Origin of the sequence: Serratia sp. LACPHL-BACT-2024-00286, assembly GCF_043109535.1 — a bacterium.
Lineage (GTDB): Bacteria > Pseudomonadota > Gammaproteobacteria > Enterobacterales > Enterobacteriaceae > Serratia > Serratia sarumanii.
Map to the genome: position 1 here is coordinate 1,192,481 of NZ_JBICNA010000001.1, position 16,823 is coordinate 1,209,303.

Consider the following 16,823-nt stretch of genomic DNA (forward strand, 5'->3'; position numbering starts at 1 on the left):
TTACATGTGCTCTACGATAGCGTCGCCAAACTCTGAACATTTCAGCAGCTTAGCGCCTTCCATCAGGCGTTCGAAGTCGTAGGTCACGGTCTTGGCGGCGATGGCGCCTTCCATGCCCTTAACAATCAGGTCAGCCGCTTCGAACCAGCCCATGTGGCGCAGCATCATCTCTGCGGACAGGATGATGGAGCCTGGGTTCACTTTGTCCTGGCCGGCGTACTTCGGCGCGGTGCCGTGAGTCGCTTCGAACAGCGCGCAGTCGGAGCCGATGTTGGCGCCCGGTGCGATGCCGATGCCGCCGACCTGGGCCGCCAGGGCGTCGGAGATGTAGTCACCGTTCAGGTTCATACAGGCGATCACGTCGTATTCCGCCGGGCGCAGCAGGATCTGCTGCAGGAAGGCGTCGGCGATCACGTCTTTAACTACGATCTCTTTGCCGGTGTTCGGGTTCTTGATTTTCAGCCATGGGCCGCCGTCAATCAGCTCGCCGCCGAATTCTTCGCGCGCCAGCTCATAGCCCCAATCCTTGAAGGCACCTTCGGTGAACTTCATGATGTTGCCTTTGTGAACCAGGGTCACAGAGTCGCGGTCGTTGGTGATGGCGTATTCGATCGCCGCACGCACCAGACGCTTGGTCCCTTCTTCGGAGCATGGCTTCACGCCGATACCGCACTGCTCTGGGAAGCGGATTTTCTTCACGCCCATTTCGTCGCGCAGGAATTTGATCACTTTGTCCGCTTCGGCGGAGCCGGCTTTCCACTCGATGCCGGCGTAGATGTCTTCGGCGTTTTCACGGAAGATCACCATGTCGGTCAACTCAGGCTGTTTCACCGGGCTTGGGGTGCCCTGGTAGTAACGCACCGGGCGCAGGCACACATACAGGTCCAGCTGCTGGCGCAGGGCCACGTTCAGAGAACGGATGCCGCCGCCGACCGGGGTGGTCAGGGGGCCTTTGATGGCGACGCGGTAGTCGCGGATCAGGTCCAGAGTTTCGTCCGGCAGCCACACGTCTTTACCGTAAACGTGGGTAGATTTTTCGCCGGTGTAGATTTCCATCCAGGAGATTTTACGTTCGCCGTGGTAAGCCTTTTTAACGGCCGCATCAACCACGTGGATCATGGCAGGAGTCACGTCAACGCCGATGCCGTCGCCTTCGATGAACGGGATGATCGGGTTATGAGGAACAACCAGTTTACCCTGGGCGTCAACCGTGATTTTTTTACCTTCTGCCGGAACAACTACTTTGCTTTCCATCAACCTCTCCTTCAAGCGCAATTTTGTTAATGCTTTGTAAGATGCGTGTAGATACTACTTGAATATTCGGTCCGCGCCAATCCGAAACGGATTCGGTTATAATGCGCTTATCATCCGTAATCTCAACCGTTATGAAAAAATTCTCTGTTAGAAATCACAAAGTTAAACGATTCAGCAAGCCGAATGCCGCTAAACCCGCCGCGCCGAAGGGGCCGCGCCGAATTGTGTTATTCAACAAGCCCTTCGACGTGCTGCCGCAGTTCACCGACGAAGCCGGCCGCGCCACGCTGAAAGAGTACATCCCCTTCCCCGACGTTTACGCCGCCGGGCGTCTGGATCGCGACAGCGAAGGGCTGCTGGTGCTGACCAACGACGGCCAGTTGCAGGCGCAGCTCACCCAGCCGGGCAAGCGCACCGGCAAAATCTATTATGTGCAGGTCGAGGGCGCGCCGCAGGAGAGCGATCTGGCGCCGCTGCGCAGCGGCGTCACGCTGAAAGACGGCCCCACGCTGCCCGCCGGGGTAGAGTTGGTGGCCGAGCCGCAGTGGCTGTGGCCACGCAACCCGCCGATCCGCGAACGTAAATCCATCCCCACTTGCTGGCTGAAAATCACCCTGTATGAAGGGCGAAACCGCCAGGTGCGTCGCATGACGGCGCATATCGGGTTCCCTACCCTGCGCCTGATTCGCTACAGTATGGGTAATCTTTCGCTGGGTTCACTGCAACCTGGTGAATGGAAAACCATCGATTCCCTGTAGACCGATAACTGATGGAGGCGCCATGAAATACACGCCGATCGCGCTGCTGCTCGCCGCTCTGGCGGCCCCGCTCGCCGCCCAGGCCGCCAGCTTCGACTGCGCCAAGGCGGCAGGCAGAGATGAACGCGCCATCTGCGCCGACCGCACGCTGAACGATCTGGACGTGCAAATGGCCACAAAATACCAATTCCTGCGCGGCCTGTTCGCCATGGGCGCGCGCGGCGCGATGCAGGACAGCCAGCAGGACTGGCTGGCAAAACGCCAGCGGTGCGGCGGCGATACCGCCTGCCTGCTCAAAAGCTATCGCACCCGCATCGCCGAGCTGGACGACATCTATCGGCGCATCGACAAACCGCTGTAAGGAGAGCGCATGTTCAAACCGCACGTCACCGTGGCCTGCGTGGTGCACGCCGCCGGCAAATTTTTAGTGGTCGAAGAGACCATCAACGGCAAAGCGCTGTGGAACCAGCCGGCCGGCCACCTGGAGGCCGACGAGACGCTGGTGCAGGCCGCCGAGCGCGAGCTGTGGGAAGAGACCGGCATCCGCGCCGCGCCGCAGGCGTTCCTGCGCATGCACCAGTGGATCGCGCCGGATCGCACGCCGTTCCTGCGTTTTTGCTTCGTTATCGAGCTGGAACAGCCGCTGCCGACCGAGCCGCACGACAACGACATCGATCGCTGCCTGTGGCTGAGCGCCGACGAGATTCTGCAGGCGCCCAACCTGCGTTCCGCGCTGGTGGCGGAGAGCATTCGCAGCTACCAGCAGCCGGAGCGCTACCCGCTGTCGCTGGTCGGCAGCTTCGCCTGGCCGTTTTAAGGGCGCCGGGCAGCACAAGATGAACAGTGCGCCGGCGCGGCCAACGTGGTAAAATCCTGCGCTTGTTTTTATCAGCACGGTTCGTGTTCAAGTTCGTGAGATCCCCATGTCAGACAACAGCCAGAAAAAAGTAATCGTCGGTATGTCCGGCGGCGTCGACTCTTCCGTTACCGCCTATCTGTTACAGCAACAGGGCTATCAGGTCGCTGGGCTGTTTATGAAGAACTGGGAAGAAGACGACGACGAAGAGTACTGCTCCGCCGCGACCGATCTGGCCGACGCGCAAGCGGTCTGCGACAAGCTGGGCATCGAACTGCACACGGTGAACTTTGCGGCGGAATACTGGGACAACGTGTTTGAGCTGTTCCTGGAAGAGTACAAGGCCGGCCGCACGCCGAACCCGGACATCCTGTGCAATAAAGAGATCAAATTCAAAGCCTTCCTGGAGTTCGCCGCCGAAGATCTGGGGGCCGATTTTATCGCCACCGGCCACTACGTGCGCCGCCAGGACGTGGACGGCAAGAGCCGCCTGCTGCGTGGCGTCGACGGCAACAAAGATCAGAGCTACTTCCTCTACACCCTGAGCCACGAGCAGGTGGCGCAAAGCCTATTCCCGGTCGGCGAGCTGGAGAAGCCGGAGGTGCGCCGCATCGCCGAGCAGCTGGATCTGGTCACCGCCAAGAAGAAAGATTCTACCGGCATCTGCTTTATCGGCGAGCGCAAGTTCCGCGACTTCCTCGGCCGCTACCTGCCGGCGCAGCCGGGCCCGATCGTCAGCGTTGACGGCCAGACCGTCGGCGAGCACCAGGGCCTGATGTATCACACCCTGGGCCAGCGCAAAGGGCTGGGCATCGGCGGCCTGAAAGACAGCAGCGAAGATCCGTGGTACGTGGTCGATAAAGACGTGGCCAACAACGTGCTGGTGGTCGCGCAGGGGCACGATCACCCGCGCCTGATGTCTACCGGCCTTATCGCGCAGCAGCTGCACTGGGTGGATCGCCTGCCGCTGAGCGGCCCGTTCCGCTGCACGGTGAAGACCCGCTATCGCCAGCAGGATATCCCTTGCACCGTGACCCCGCTCGACAGCGAACGCATCGAAGTGCGTTTCGACGAGCCGGTCTCCGCCGTCACCCCCGGCCAGTCGGCGGTGTTCTACCAGGGCGAAATCTGCCTCGGCGGCGGCATCATCGAACAGCGCCTGGCGTAATTCGCCTGCCGTCCAAGAAAAACGCTGCGTTTATCGCAGCGTTTTTTTTAATCAAAATTCCACCTGCGCCCCCAGTTCGATCACCCGATTCGGCGGGATTTCGAACAGATCCGGCGCGCGCAGCGCATTGCGCTGCAACAGCTGGAACACCTTGCCGCGCACGCGCAAATACCAGGGCCGCTTGCCCAGCACCAGCGTATCGCGCGACATAAAGAACGAGGTCTCGTTCATGGTGAAGCTCATCCCCTCCAGCCCGCAGCGGTAAAGGATGTCCGTGACGTTGGGCGTCTCGCGCCAACCGTAGCTCGCCACCACCCGCCAGAAACTCGCCGACAGCTGTTCGATCGCCACCCGCTGCACGTTATGCACGTACGGCATGTCGGTGGTGACGATGGTCAGCAGCACCACGCGCTCATGCAGCACCTTGTTGTGCTTCAGGTTATGCAACAGCACCAGCGGCACCGCGTGCGGCGTGCGCTCCATAAACACCGCGGTGCCCGGCACCCGCTTCGGCGGCGCCTCCTCCAGCGACTCGATCAGCGCGCTCAGCCCCTCCTGGTTGTCGCGCAGCCGGCGGATCAGACGTGAACGCTCGGTCTTCCAGGTCAGCATGATCAGCAGAATCATCAGCCCCAGCACCACCGGCAGCCAGCCGCCGGTCGCCAGTTTGATCAGGTTGGCGCCGAACAGCGGTACGTCGATGCACAGCATGACAACCAGCATCAGCCCGCCCAGCGCGCGCGGCCAGCCCCAGTTTTTCACCGCCACGATGCTCAGCAAAATCGACGACAGCAGCATGGTGCCGGTCACCACGATGCCGTAAGCCGAGGCCAGGTTGCTGGAGTGTTTGAAACTGATAATCACGATCAGCACCGCTGCGAACAGCAACCAGTTCACCACCGGAATGTAGATCTGCCCGGACTCCTGATCGGAGGTATAGATGATGCGCATCGGCGGCAGGTAGCCCAGCCGCACCGCCTGACGCGTCAGCGAGAACACGCCGGAGATTACCGCCTGCGAGGCGATCACCGTCGCCAGCGTGGCGATCACCAGCAGCGGGATCAGCGCCCAGGTCGGCGCCAGCAGGAAGAACGGGTTGTTGATCGCCGCCGGATTGGTCAGCAGCAGCGCCCCCTGGCCGAAGTAGTTCAGCACCAGCGCCGGCGCCACCAGCGTAAACCACGCCAGACGGATCGGCTTTTTACCGAAGTGGCCCATATCGGCGTACAGCGCTTCGGCGCCGGTGACCGACAGCACCACCATGCCCAGCGCAAAAAACGACACCGTCTTGTATTCGAGGAAGAAATTCACCGCCCAGTAAGGGTTCAGCGCCCGCAGCACGCCAGGGTGCTGCAGAATGCCGCCGATGCCCAGCAGCGCGAGCGTCAGGAACCAGATAACCATCGCCGGGGCGAACAGTTTACCGACGCTGCCGGTGCCGCGCTTTTGTATCGCGAACAACGCGGTCAGCACCAGCAGCGACAGCGGCACGATAAAGCTGTCCAGTTCGGGGGCGATAATCTGCAGCCCCTCGATGGCCGAAAGCACCGAAATGGCCGGGGTGATCACCCCGTCGCCGTAAAAGAAGCTGCCGCCCACCAGCCCGATCAGCACCGCCGCCGGCACCCAGCGCGCATCCAGCCTGCGGATCGCCAGCGACATCAGTGTCAGGATCCCGCCCTCGCCGTCGTTGTCGGCGCGCATCACGAAACAAATGTATTTAATGGACACCACCAGCGTCAGCAGCCAGAAAATCAGCGACAAAAAGCCGTAGATTGAGGCCGGCGTCATGGTGATGCCCTCCTCCGCCGTCAGGCATTCGCGCAGGGTATACAGCGGGCTGGTGCCGATATCGCCGTACACCACGCCGATGGCCGCCAGCGTTACCGCCGGCAGCGGCTGCTTGTTTTTTACGTGCATATGAAGATCTTTATTTGAGGGCTCACGTTGGCAGTATAGATGCAGCCGCCGCACTTTATTTGCCGCCGTAACAATAAGCTCGCGCCGGCGATTTTCGCCGCCTGTCTGCGCAGTTCTGCGCCGTACGGCGCCTCCGCCTCGTCTCGGGCGTATTAGACGCTGGGTTTAGCCTCGATTTTGTGGCATGATCCGCGGCATTCGTTGTCATCGTTGTTACAGCCACGCCCGTTCGTTACCGTTCGCGGCCGCCGCCGTTACCCCTGCGATACACACAACCTTATGCAGTAAGCCATGTACCGTTCACAGCGTTTACAGGAGTAATCGTGGCGAAGAATTATTATGACATCACGCTGGCCATGGCGGGTATCAGCCAGTCGGCGCGTTTGGTTCAGCAGCTGGCCCATGAAGGGCAATGCAACCGCGAAGCCTTTCAGACCTCGCTGAAAAGCCTGCTGCAGATGGACCCGCCCTCCACGCTGGCGGTGTTCGGCGGTGAAGAACGCAATTTGATGGTCGGCCTCGAAACCCTGATGGGCGTGCTTAACGCCAACAACAAAGGGCCGGGCGCGGAACTGACCCGCTACACCATCAGCCTGATGGTGCTGGAGCGCAAGCTCAACGCCAACAAACAGGCGATGAACACGCTCGGTGAACGCCTCAGCCAGCTCGAACGCCAGCTGGCGCACTTCGATCTTGAGTCGGACACCATCATCAGCGCGCTGGCCGGCATTTACGTCGACGTGGTCAGCCCGCTCGGGCCGCGCATCCAGGTGACCGGCTCGCCGGCTATCTTGCAGAACCCGCAGGTGCAGGCCAAGGTTCGCGCCACGCTGCTGGCCGGCATTCGCGCCGCCGTGCTGTGGCAACAGGTCGGCGGCAGCCGCCTGCAGTTAATGTTTTCCCGTAATCGTCTGTTCAAACAGGCGCAAAATATCGTTGCTCATTGTTAATCGATCCCAGGAGTTGCTACCGATGGAATTATCCTCACTGACCGCCGTTTCCCCCGTTGATGGACGCTACGGTGATAAAGTCAGCGCACTGCGCCCCATTTTCAGCGAATACGGTCTGCTGAAATTCCGCGTACAGGTTGAAGTACGTTGGCTGCAAAAACTGGCGGCCTGCGCAGAAATCAAGGAAGTTCCCGCTTTTGACGCCGACGCAAACGCTTTCCTCGACAAAATCGTCGCGGAATTCAATGAAGAAGACGCTCAGCGCATCAAAACCATCGAGCGCACCACCAACCACGACGTGAAAGCGGTCGAGTATTTCCTGAAGGAAAAAGTGGCGGCGGTGCCTGCGCTGCACGCGGTGTCCGAGTTCATCCACTTCGCCTGCACCTCCGAAGACATCAACAACCTGTCGCATGCGCTGATGCTGCAAAGCGCCCGTCAGGACGTGGTGCTGCCTTACTGGCGCAAGATCATTGATGCGCTGAAAGGGCTGGCGCTGGAATACCGCGATATTCCGCTGCTGTCGCGCACCCACGGCCAGCCGGCGACCCCGTCGACCGTCGGCAAAGAGTTCGCCAACGTGGCTTACCGCATGGAGCGCCAGTACCGCCAGCTGGAGCGCGTGGAGATCATGGGTAAAATCAACGGCGCGGTCGGCAACTACAACGCCCACATCGTCGCTTACCCGGAAGTGGACTGGCATCAGTTCAGCGAAGCGTTCGTGACCTCGCTCGGCATCACCTGGAACCCGTACACCACCCAGATCGAGCCGCATGACTACATCGCCGAGCTGTTCGACTGCGTAGCGCGTTTCAACACCATTCTGATCGACTTCGACCGCGACATCTGGGGCTACATCGCCCTGAACCACTTCAAGCAGAAGACTATCGCCGGCGAAATCGGTTCTTCCACCATGCCGCACAAGGTCAACCCGATCGACTTCGAAAACTCCGAAGGCAACCTGGGCCTGGCCAACGCCGTGCTGGGCCACCTGGCGGGCAAACTGCCGGTGTCCCGCTGGCAGCGCGACCTGACCGACTCCACCGTGCTGCGTAATCTGGGCGTAGGCCTGGGCTACGCGCTGATCGCCTATCAGGCCACCCTGAAAGGCATCAGCAAGTTGGAAGTGAACCAGGCGCACCTGCTGGACGAACTGGATCACAACTGGGAAGTGCTGGCCGAGCCGATCCAGACCGTGATGCGCCGCTACGGCATCGAGAAGCCTTACGAGAAGCTGAAAGAGCTGACCCGCGGCAAGCGCGTGGATGCCGCCGGCATGCAGGCGTTCATCGATGGCCTGGCGCTGCCGGAAGAAGAGAAAACCCGTCTGAAGGCGATGACCCCGGCCAACTACATCGGCCGCGCCACCACCATGGTCGACGAGCTGAAATAAGCGCTTTAGCCTGACAACGACAAGGCGGCCTGCGGGCCGCCTTTTTCTTTGCTATTCGCCGCGCAGCACCTGCAGCCGGGCTATCTGCCGCCCCTGCGCATCGAAGTTGTCCGCACTCAGCCAGCGCGCCAGCGCCTGCCGCACCGTCGGCCAGCGGTCGGCGGTGATGGCGAACCAGTCGGTATCCCGGCTGCGCCCCTTGACGATCACCGCGAAGCGGAAGTTGCCCTCGTAGCGAAAGCCAAAGCGCAGCGCGGCCTGGCGGGACGGCGCGTTATGGCTGTCGCACTTCCACTCGCAGCGGCGGTAGCCCAGCGTGTCGAAGGCATAGCGCAGCAGCAGCGCGATGGCTTCGGTGGCGCTGGAGCGCTGTTTCATCAACGGCGACCAGCTGACGTGGCCGATCTCCAGCACCCCGTTGGCTTCGTCGATGCGCATCAGCGCCACCGTGCCCACCGGCGCATCGCTGGCGGCGTCGAACACCGTCAGATTAACCAGCGCCGGGTTGGCCTGCAGCGTCTCCAGATGCTGCAACATCGCCGCCGGCGTATCGGGCCGTTCGATGGACAGATAGGTCCAGTCGCGGCCGTCCGGCGCCAGCTGAAACGCCTCGAACAGCGCGGCGTAATCCCGCTGCGGCTCGAGCGGCGCCAGCGAGCAGAAACGCCCGCCGAGCGTCGCGCCGCCGGGGCGGCGAGCCGGCTGCCAATCCGGCATCGGTTCGCCAACCGGCTGACCATAACGATTCATTGCCATAAACGCCCTCCTGCGATTAACGGGAATAAACGATAAACGAGCTTCTTCTGCCGATTTTGTCGTACAGCGAACGCGCCGGCGCGTTGTACTCCTGGGTCATCCAGTAGACCCGATCGCTGCCGCGCATCTCTGCCAAGCGATACGCCTGTTCGAACAGCTTTTCCGACACCTTGTGGCCGCGCGCCTGCGGCGACACATAGAGATCCTCGATATAACAATAGCCGACCGCGCTCCAGGTGGACGGGTGGAACACCAGGTTCATCAGCCCCAGCAGCCGGCCATCGGCATCCTGCGCCACCAGCCCGTACACCTGTTCATCCTGCCCCAGGCGTTCGAAGGTGCGATCGGTCACCTGCGACGCCACATCGGCGCGGTAAAAATCGAGATAGCCCTGCCACAGCGCCAGCCATTGCGCTTTGTCGTCGCCATTGATTCTGCGGATAGTCACTTCAGGGTTGTATGGGTTCATAGCGCCTCACGGAGTAAGATGTTATTTCCATTGGGGAAATAACCGGATAGCGGCAGAATACACCGCGCGGCGACGGTACAATACGGACCAATACGAAACGCAGAGCAGACCAATTTTAGCCGTCGCTTGCCACCGGCAGCGCGTTGAACACCTGCGCCAGCGTCGCGATAAAGCGCACTATCTCATCCGGCGTATAGGCCGAGAAGCCGAGCACCAGCGCCCCGCGCTGCGGCGTGCCGGTGTAGAAGTCCGCCAGGCCGTACAGCCGAATCCCCCGTTCGGCGGCCGCCGCCACCAGCCGCCGCTCCGTCGCCGCATCCGCCAACGGGCACACCAACTGCAGCCCGCCCTGCGGCAACGCCGGGCGCGTCCAGGCCGCCAGGTGACGATGCACCACGTCGTACAGCACGTTCAACCGCGCCTTGTACAACGTGCGCATATTGCGCAGATGCTCGGCGTAGCCGCCCTCGTGCAGGAAGTGGAACAGCGTCATCTGCGCCAGCGCCGACGTGTAGCCGTCCTGAAACTGCCTGGCGGCGACCAATGGCCGCACCAGCTGCGGCGGCGCAATCATGAAACCGATGCGCAGCCCCGGAAACAGCGTCTTGCTGAAGGTGCCGATGTACAGCGTGCGCCCGCCGCTGTCCAGCCCCTGCAATGCCGCCTTGGTTTGCCGGTCATAGTTGAACTCGGCGTCGTAGTCGTCTTCGATGATCCAGGCCCGCTGCCGCTGCGCCCACTGCAGCAGCGCCAGCCGCCGCTCGAGGCTCAGCGAATACCCCAGCGGGTAGTGATGGGACGGCGTGATGTAAACACCCCGTCCGCCGCCCGAGGCCTGCATCAACTGCCCGACGTCCAGCCCCTGCTCGTCGATACCGATCGGCCGCGCCTGCAGCCCCGCCGACTGCACCAGCTTTTTCGCCCCTTGGTAACCCGGCTCTTCGACGAACACCGCATCGCCGGGATCGAACAGCACCTGGGTACACAGCGCCAACGCCTGCTGAGAGCTGGTCACCACGATCACCTGTTCCGCCGTCGCCTTCACGCCCCGCTCCCGCTGCAGATAGCGCGCGATCTCCGCGCGCAGCTCCGGCAACCCTTGCGGATCGGCATACCCCAACAGCCGCTCGCCGTGCCGCCTTAGCGCCTGCTTTTCCTGCTGCAGCCATTGCTCGATGGGAAACGCCCGCAGGTCCGCCAGCGAAGGCGTCAGCGAAGCCTGGCGGCTGGTGTGCGGCGTATGGCTGACCGCCAGCAGCGCCCGGCCGCGATCGCTCAGCTCGCGCTCCGCCAGCCGCGCCTCTTGCCCCGCCGCCGTCGCCAGCAGTTCACGGCCGAGCAGCGTGTCGCAGCGATAACGCACAAAGCTGCCGCGCCCCACCGTTCGGCTGATGAACCCCTCCGCTTCCAGCCGCGCGTAGGTCTGTTCCACCGTGTCGCGCGCCACCGTCAGCCGGGCCGCCAACGCACGGCTCGGCGGCAGCTGCGTCCGCCAGGGCAGTTCTCCGGCGGCGATTAGTTGTAGCAGGGCCTGATGCAGCGCCGAACGCCGGGTCAGACCTTGCCGCCGCTGCTGCGCGAAGGCGGCCAGGATCGCCGCGTCGTCCGCGTGTCGTGGGGTATCACTCATGGGGTATTTGTTTCTCCAGGCTCAGGGGCCGACGCACTACTCTACCTCATTTCCTCCCAGCGGCGGCGGCAGTTGCGCTGCCCGGCGAAATCCCCTTAAATAAGCCATCGCATTGCGGCTACAGGACTTCCGTCGGCTATGAGCAAGGAGACCAACCAGCGTCTGCTGGACAAACTGCAGCAGGATCTGGCCAGCGCGGGCGCGATGCCGCTGTATTTGCGCTTCAACGCCTCGGTGCGCCAGGCCATCGAGCAGGGGTTGCTGAATGCGGGGGATTTTTTGCCCAGCGAGCGCCTGTTCACCGAACGGCTCGGCATCTCGCGCATCACGGTGCGCAAGGCGCTGGCCTGCCTCGAGCAGGACGGCATCATCGGCCGTTCGCGCGGCTACGGCACCTTTATCCAACCGCAGCGGCCCGAGCCGAAGCTGTTCTATTCATTGGCGGACGTCAAAGGATTCTCGCGCGAGGTGATACAGCAAGGGCGCCGGCCGGATACACAGTGGATCAGCCGCGAACGGATACCCGCCGGCGCTGAGCTGGCTGAAAAGCTCCAGCTGGCGGCCGGAACGCCGATCTACCAACTCAAACGCATTCACCTGATCGATCGGCGGCCAATGTCGGTGGCGGTGTCCTACGTGGTGGCGGCGGCGATTGCCAACGTCGACGAGATCGGCATCTCGCTGTACGATTACTTCCGGCGCAATAAGGTGGAGATGGGATCGCTGCGCAGCCAGGTCAGCGCCGCGATGGCCGACGACGATATCCGTCAGGCGCTGCGGCTCTCGGAGCCGATGCCGCTGCTGATCGTGCGCCAGACGCTGTTCGACCACCAAAAAAAGCCGATCGAATACAGTGAAAGCTTCTGCCGCAGCGACATGTACGAATTTACCAGCGAAAGCTGACCCGTTGCGTCACGCGGCGGCTTACGACTCGCCCTGCCGGCGGCGGCGAAAACGCGCGAACGCCTGAACATAAGCCCCGATATCCAGCGGATTCACCCGTTTTAACTCCGCCAGCAGCCCCGGCTCAATCGCCTCGGCGCCGTGCAGCGCGCCGCAAATCGCGGTGGCCATCGCGCCGATGGTGTCGGTATCGCCGCCCAGGTTGGCGCACAGCACGGCGCACCGGGTAGGGTCGGTTTGCGCCAGCTGCACCATCGCCAGTGCTGCGGGCACCGACTCGATAGTGCTCACCCCGGCCCCGATCAGCTGATACACCCGCTCGGAGGCCTGCTCGGTGCCGATGGCTTCATCCACCACCTGAAACGCCAGTTCGATGCGCGCCGCCAGCGAAGGGCTGAACGTCGTCTCCTGCCGGCGCTGGGCATACTCCGCCACCCCCGGCAACGCCAGGCGAATGGAGGCCCAGTCAGCCCCTTCCACCGCCCGCGCCACGGCCCAGGCGATCGCCACCGCACCGGCGACGGCGATGTCGGATTTGTGCGTCGGGCTGCAGGCCAGCCACACCTGTCGGCAGAAGTCCTCCAGCGGCGCGGAAGGCAGCACGCAGCCCAAAGGCGAAATGCGCATCGCCGCACCGTTGGTGATGCCGTTGTTTTCCAACTCGGCGATCGGTGTGCCCGCTTTCTGCTCGCTCAGCGCCAGTTTGGAACTGGGGCCGAGAATGTTCTTGTTGAAAGCGTCAAAACCGTCCACCCAGCGGATCACGTTGCGGGCGATCAGCTCCGGCACCACCTCGCCTTGCGCCTCCACCAGCGCATCGGCCAACGCCAATGCCATCGCGGTATCGTCGGTATATTGCCCGGCCTTGAAATAACAGGCGGCGGTGTTCTCCGCCGGCCCGTCGAGAAAGCCGTCTATCCAGCCGAAGTGGCGCTTAACCCGCTCGCGCGGCCACAGCTCGGAAGGCATGCCGAGTGCGTCGCCCAGCATCTGTCCGTAAAGTGCGCCCGCTATGCGTTCCGCCTGGGTTAACTGCTTCATCCGTCGCTCCTGAGAAAATGTGCCGATGCCTCAATAATACCTTATTAGTACCTTTAAAGCTTATCAAGCGCCCCGGCTCACACGTTCTTTCCGCGGGCAATGCCCGGCGCGTTTAAGTTGCGTTTAACGTCGCCCCGCCGCTGTTTATCCGACGTTTATCAGAACTTGTCGATAATGTCGGCGAACAAATTGATAACGCTTATTTTAATACATTGCTTCGGCTCTCTTGCGAGCCGGGCGGGTTATACCTACCATAGCCTCAGCACTTTTTGTCAACATGGTTCAGGTGGCCGCGTTATCCCCTGACACGCCGCAGAGCGTGTTCCCTTTTTATCGCGTGGGTGACAGGACGTTCACCCGCATAGTCACAGGAGTTCGCCATGCGAGTACTGGTTGTTGAAGATAATGGTCTGCTGCGCCACCACCTTTCCGTTCAGATGCGCGAGATGGGCCATCAGGTCGACGCGGCCGAAGACGCCAAGGAAGCCGATTATTTCCTGCAGGAGCACGCGCCGGATATCGCCATCGTCGATCTCGGCCTGCCGGGTGAAGACGGCCTGAGCCTGATCCGCCGCTGGCGCGCGCACCAGGCCAAGCTGCCGATCCTGGTGCTGACCGCCCGCGAAAGCTGGCAGGACAAAGTGGCGGTGCTGGAAGCCGGCGCCGACGACTATGTCACCAAGCCGTTCCACCTGGAAGAAGTGATCGCCCGCATGCAGGCGCTGATGCGCCGCAATAGCGGCCTGGCTTCGCAGGTGATCGTGCTGCCGCCGTTCCAGATCGATCTGTCGCGCCGCGAGCTGAGCGTCAACGATCGGCAAATCAAGCTGACCGCCTTTGAATACACCATCATCGAAACCCTGATCCGCAACGCCGGCAAGGTGGTGAGCAAGGATTCGTTGATGCTGCAGCTCTACCCGGACGCCGAGCTGCGCGAAAGCCACACCATCGACGTGCTGATGGGCCGCTTGCGTAAAAAAGTGCAGGCGGAATACCCGCATGAAGTGATCACCACGGTACGTGGCCAGGGCTATCGTTTTGACGCGAAGTGAACATAATGTTCAACAAGAATAAAAAACCGTTTTCGCTGCGTGCCCGCTTCCTGATGGCGACCGCCGGGGTGATCCTGGCGCTGTCGCTCTCTTACGGTTTGGTGGCGGTCGTCGGCTATATCGTCAGCTTCGACAAAACCGCCTTCCGCCTGCTGCGCGGCGAGAGCAACCTGTTCTTCAGCCTGGCGCAGTGGAAAGACAACAAGCTCACCATCGCCATTCCCCCCGATATCGATCTCAACTTCCCGACGCTGGTATTTATCTACGACGATAAAGGCAACCTGCTGTGGAGCCAGCGCAAGGTGCCGGAGCTGGAGAAGCTGATCAACAAGGAATGGCTGGAGGAGTCCGGCTTTTACGAAATCGACACCGACACCCGCGTCAGTAGCGAAGTGCTGGGGGACAACCCCAAAGCGCAGGATCAGCTGAAGAATTACGACGATACCGATCAGAACGCGCTGACCCACTCGGTGGCGGTCAATACCTATGCCGCCACGCCTCGCCTGCCGGCGCTGACCATCGTGGTGGTCGACAGCATTCCGCAGGAGCTGCAGCGATCTGACGTGGTGTGGGAGTGGTTCAGCTACGTGCTGTTGGCCAACCTGCTGCTGGTGGTGCCGCTGCTGTGGCTGGCGGCCTACTGGAGCCTGCGGCCGATCAAGGCGCTGGTCAATCAGGTGGGCGAGCTGGAGAACGGCGAACGCGATCAGCTGGATGAGAACCCGCCCAGCGAGCTGCGCGGGCTGGTGCGCAATCTGAACATTCTGGTGCGCAACGAACGCCAGCGCTACACCAAGTACCGCACTACCCTGTCGGATTTGACCCACAGCCTGAAAACGCCGCTGGCGGTGCTGCAAAGCACCCTGCGCTCACTGCGCAGCGGCAAGCAGACCACCATCGAAGAAGCCGAGCCGATCATGCTGGATCAGATCGGGCGCATCTCGCAGCAAATCGGTTACTACCTGCACCGAGCCAGCATCAACTCCGGCCAGACGGTGCTGACGCGCGAGATCCATTCGGTGCCGGCGCTGCTCGACAGCCTGGTGGTGGCGCTGAATAAGGTTTATCAGCGCAAAGGGGTGGTGATCACGCTGGACATCTCGCCGGAAGTGACCTTTATGGGCGAGAAAAACGACTTTATGGAAGTGATGGGCAACGTGTTGGAAAACGCCTGCAAATACTGCCTGGAGTTCGTGGAGATCACCTCGCTGCACTCCGAGAAAAACCTCACCATCGTTATCGACGACGACGGCCCGGGGATCCCGGAAAGCAAGCGCCAGCTGATCTTCCAGCGCGGCCAGCGGGTGGATACTCTGCGCCCCGGCCAGGGCCTGGGTTTGTCGGTGGCGGCGGAGATCATCGAGCAGTACGACGGCGAAATCGTCATCAGCGACAGCCCGCTCGGCGGCGCGCGCATGCAGGTCACCTTCGCCCGCCAGCACAACACCCACCACAACGAGTAAATTATGCCGCTGCGGCCCCGATCCACGGGGCCAAACTTCCGTTATAATCGCACACAGGCTCACTCCTCTCTCCTGGAATAGAACATGGATTATCAATTAGACCTGGACTGGAACGATTTTTTGCAACGTTATTGGCAAAAGCGTCCGGTGATTCTGAAGCGCGGCTTCAAAAACTTTATCGATCCGATCTCCCCGGATGAGCTGGCCGGGCTGGCGATGGAAAACGAAGTGGACAGCCGCCTGGTCAGCCACCAGGACGGCCGTTGGCAGGTCGCGCACGGCCCCTTCGAGAGCTTCGATCACCTGAGCGAAAACAACTGGTCGCTGCTGGTGCAGGCGGTGGACCACTGGCATGAGCCTTCCGCGGCGCTGATGCGCCCGTTCCGCCAGCTGCCGGACTGGCGGATGGATGACCTGATGATCTCCTTCTCGGTACCGGGCGGCGGCGTCGGCCCGCACCTCGATCAGTACGACGTGTTCATCATTCAGGGCACCGGCCGCCGCCGCTGGCGCGTCGGGGAAAAAACGCCGCTGAAACAGCACTGCCCGCACCCGGATCTGCTGCAGGTGGAGCCGTTCGACGCCATCATCGACGAAGAGATGGAGCCGGGCGACATTCTCTACATTCCGCCGGGCTTCCCGCATGAAGGCTACGCGCTGGAAAACGCGCTCAACTATTCGGTGGGCTTCCGCGCGCCGAACGGCCGCGAGCTGGTGAGCGGCTTCGCCGACTACGTGCTGGCGCGCGAGCTGGGCAGCAAACGCTACGGCGATCCGGACGTTAAACTGCGCGAACACCCGGCGGAGATCCTGCCGCAGGAAGTGGACGCCTTACGGCAGATGATGCTGGATCTGGTGCAACAGCCGGAACACTTCCAGCACTGGTTCGGCGAGTTTATCTCCCAGTCGCGCCACGAGCTGGATCTGGCGCCGCCGGAGCCGCCGTATCAGGCCGGGGAAATCTACGAGCTGCTGCAGCAGGGTGAAGCGCTGCAGCGCCTGGGCGGGTTGCGCGTGCTGCGCGTCGGCGATCGCTGCTTCGTCAACGGCGAGCTGATCGACACCGACCAGCTGCAGGCCGCAGACGCCCTTTGCCAGCACTTCAGCGTCGACGCCGCCCTGCTCGGCGACGCGGTGGACGACCCGTCGTTCCTGGCGCTGCTGACCGCGCTGATCAACAGCGGATATTGGTACTTTAACGACTGATTGC

General features: G+C 62.1%; 16 protein-coding genes. 10 read left to right on the forward strand and 6 right to left on the reverse strand.

Annotated features, from left to right (window positions below):
* Entirely contained in the window at window positions 1-1,254 is a 1,254-nt protein-coding gene (gene icd / locus ACF8MC_RS05665) for an NADP-dependent isocitrate dehydrogenase (RefSeq protein ID WP_033638224.1), read from the reverse strand.
* A 131-nt stretch (window positions 1,255-1,385) separates the two neighbouring features.
* Here icd and rluE point away from each other — a divergent pair, with 131 nt between their 5' ends.
* The 4 genes from rluE (at window position 1,386) to mnmA (ending at window position 4,036) form a co-directional block, all read left to right on the forward strand.
* Window positions 1,386-2,012, forward strand: coding sequence for a 23S rRNA pseudouridine(2457) synthase RluE (gene rluE / locus ACF8MC_RS05670; RefSeq protein WP_041034765.1), 627 nt, complete (start codon window positions 1,386-1,388; stop codon window positions 2,010-2,012).
* A gap of 22 nt (window positions 2,013-2,034) precedes the next feature.
* On the forward strand, window positions 2,035-2,373 hold the full coding sequence (locus tag ACF8MC_RS05675) for a lysozyme inhibitor LprI family protein (RefSeq protein WP_164105091.1): 339 nt from the start codon (window positions 2,035-2,037) through the stop codon (window positions 2,371-2,373).
* 9 nt (window positions 2,374-2,382) lie between these two features.
* Window positions 2,383-2,829, forward strand: coding sequence for an NUDIX hydrolase (locus ACF8MC_RS05680; protein WP_164105090.1), 447 nt, complete (start codon window positions 2,383-2,385; stop codon window positions 2,827-2,829).
* Window positions 2,830-2,935: 106 nt separating this feature from the next.
* Window positions 2,936-4,036, forward strand: a complete 1,101-nt coding sequence (mnmA, locus tag ACF8MC_RS05685) for a tRNA 2-thiouridine(34) synthase MnmA (RefSeq protein ID WP_041034760.1) — start codon at window positions 2,936-2,938, stop codon at window positions 4,034-4,036.
* Window positions 4,037-4,087: 51 nt separating this feature from the next.
* Here the strand turns inward: mnmA and kup are convergent, their stop codons facing one another.
* On the reverse strand, window positions 4,088-5,956 hold the full coding sequence (kup, locus tag ACF8MC_RS05690; protein WP_033646371.1) for a low affinity potassium transporter Kup: 1,869 nt from the start codon (window positions 5,954-5,956) through the stop codon (window positions 4,088-4,090).
* Between the two features lie 323 nt (window positions 5,957-6,279).
* Between kup and hflD the strand changes: the two genes are divergently transcribed.
* Window positions 6,280-6,906, forward strand: a complete 627-nt coding sequence (gene hflD / locus ACF8MC_RS05695; RefSeq protein ID WP_033638217.1) for a high frequency lysogenization protein HflD — start codon at window positions 6,280-6,282, stop codon at window positions 6,904-6,906.
* Between the two features lie 22 nt (window positions 6,907-6,928).
* Entirely contained in the window at window positions 6,929-8,299 is a 1,371-nt protein-coding gene (gene purB / locus ACF8MC_RS05700) for an adenylosuccinate lyase (protein WP_033638215.1), read from the forward strand.
* 51 nt (window positions 8,300-8,350) lie between these two features.
* Here purB and ACF8MC_RS05705 read toward each other — a convergent pair whose 3' ends face one another.
* The 3 genes from ACF8MC_RS05705 to ACF8MC_RS05715 form a co-directional block, all read right to left on the reverse strand.
* A complete protein-coding gene (locus tag ACF8MC_RS05705) occupies window positions 8,351-9,055 on the reverse strand; it encodes a GNAT family N-acetyltransferase (protein WP_033646373.1) in 705 nt (234 codons plus the stop codon).
* A 16-nt stretch (window positions 9,056-9,071) separates the two neighbouring features.
* Complete coding sequence (locus ACF8MC_RS05710; RefSeq protein WP_164105089.1) at window positions 9,072-9,524, reverse strand: GNAT family N-acetyltransferase; 453 nt, start codon at window positions 9,522-9,524, stop codon at window positions 9,072-9,074.
* A 115-nt stretch (window positions 9,525-9,639) separates the two neighbouring features.
* Window positions 9,640-11,154, reverse strand: coding sequence for a PLP-dependent aminotransferase family protein (locus tag ACF8MC_RS05715; protein WP_060457414.1), 1,515 nt, complete (start codon window positions 11,152-11,154; stop codon window positions 9,640-9,642).
* Window positions 11,155-11,292: 138 nt separating this feature from the next.
* Here ACF8MC_RS05715 and ACF8MC_RS05720 point away from each other — a divergent pair, with 138 nt between their 5' ends.
* Window positions 11,293-12,057 carry a GntR family transcriptional regulator gene (locus ACF8MC_RS05720; protein ID WP_039566493.1) on the forward strand — a complete coding sequence of 255 codons (765 nt, stop codon included), beginning with the start codon at window positions 11,293-11,295 and terminating at the stop codon, window positions 12,055-12,057.
* Between the two features lie 21 nt (window positions 12,058-12,078).
* Here ACF8MC_RS05720 and ACF8MC_RS05725 read toward each other — a convergent pair whose 3' ends face one another.
* On the reverse strand, window positions 12,079-13,098 hold the full coding sequence (locus tag ACF8MC_RS05725; RefSeq protein ID WP_060417649.1) for an ADP-ribosylglycohydrolase family protein: 1,020 nt from the start codon (window positions 13,096-13,098) through the stop codon (window positions 12,079-12,081).
* 380 nt (window positions 13,099-13,478) lie between these two features.
* On the opposite strand from ACF8MC_RS05725, the gene phoP reads away from it, so the two are divergent.
* From phoP to ACF8MC_RS05740, 3 genes are all read left to right on the forward strand, one after another.
* Window positions 13,479-14,150, forward strand: coding sequence for a two-component system response regulator PhoP (gene phoP / locus ACF8MC_RS05730; RefSeq protein WP_033638204.1), 672 nt, complete (start codon window positions 13,479-13,481; stop codon window positions 14,148-14,150).
* Between the two features lie 5 nt (window positions 14,151-14,155).
* On the forward strand, window positions 14,156-15,613 hold the full coding sequence (gene phoQ / locus ACF8MC_RS05735) for a two-component system sensor histidine kinase PhoQ (RefSeq protein WP_353038862.1): 1,458 nt from the start codon (window positions 14,156-14,158) through the stop codon (window positions 15,611-15,613).
* A gap of 84 nt (window positions 15,614-15,697) precedes the next feature.
* Entirely contained in the window at window positions 15,698-16,819 is a 1,122-nt protein-coding gene (locus ACF8MC_RS05740) for a cupin domain-containing protein (RefSeq protein WP_049235123.1), read from the forward strand.
* Window positions 16,820-16,823 lie beyond the last annotated feature (4 nt).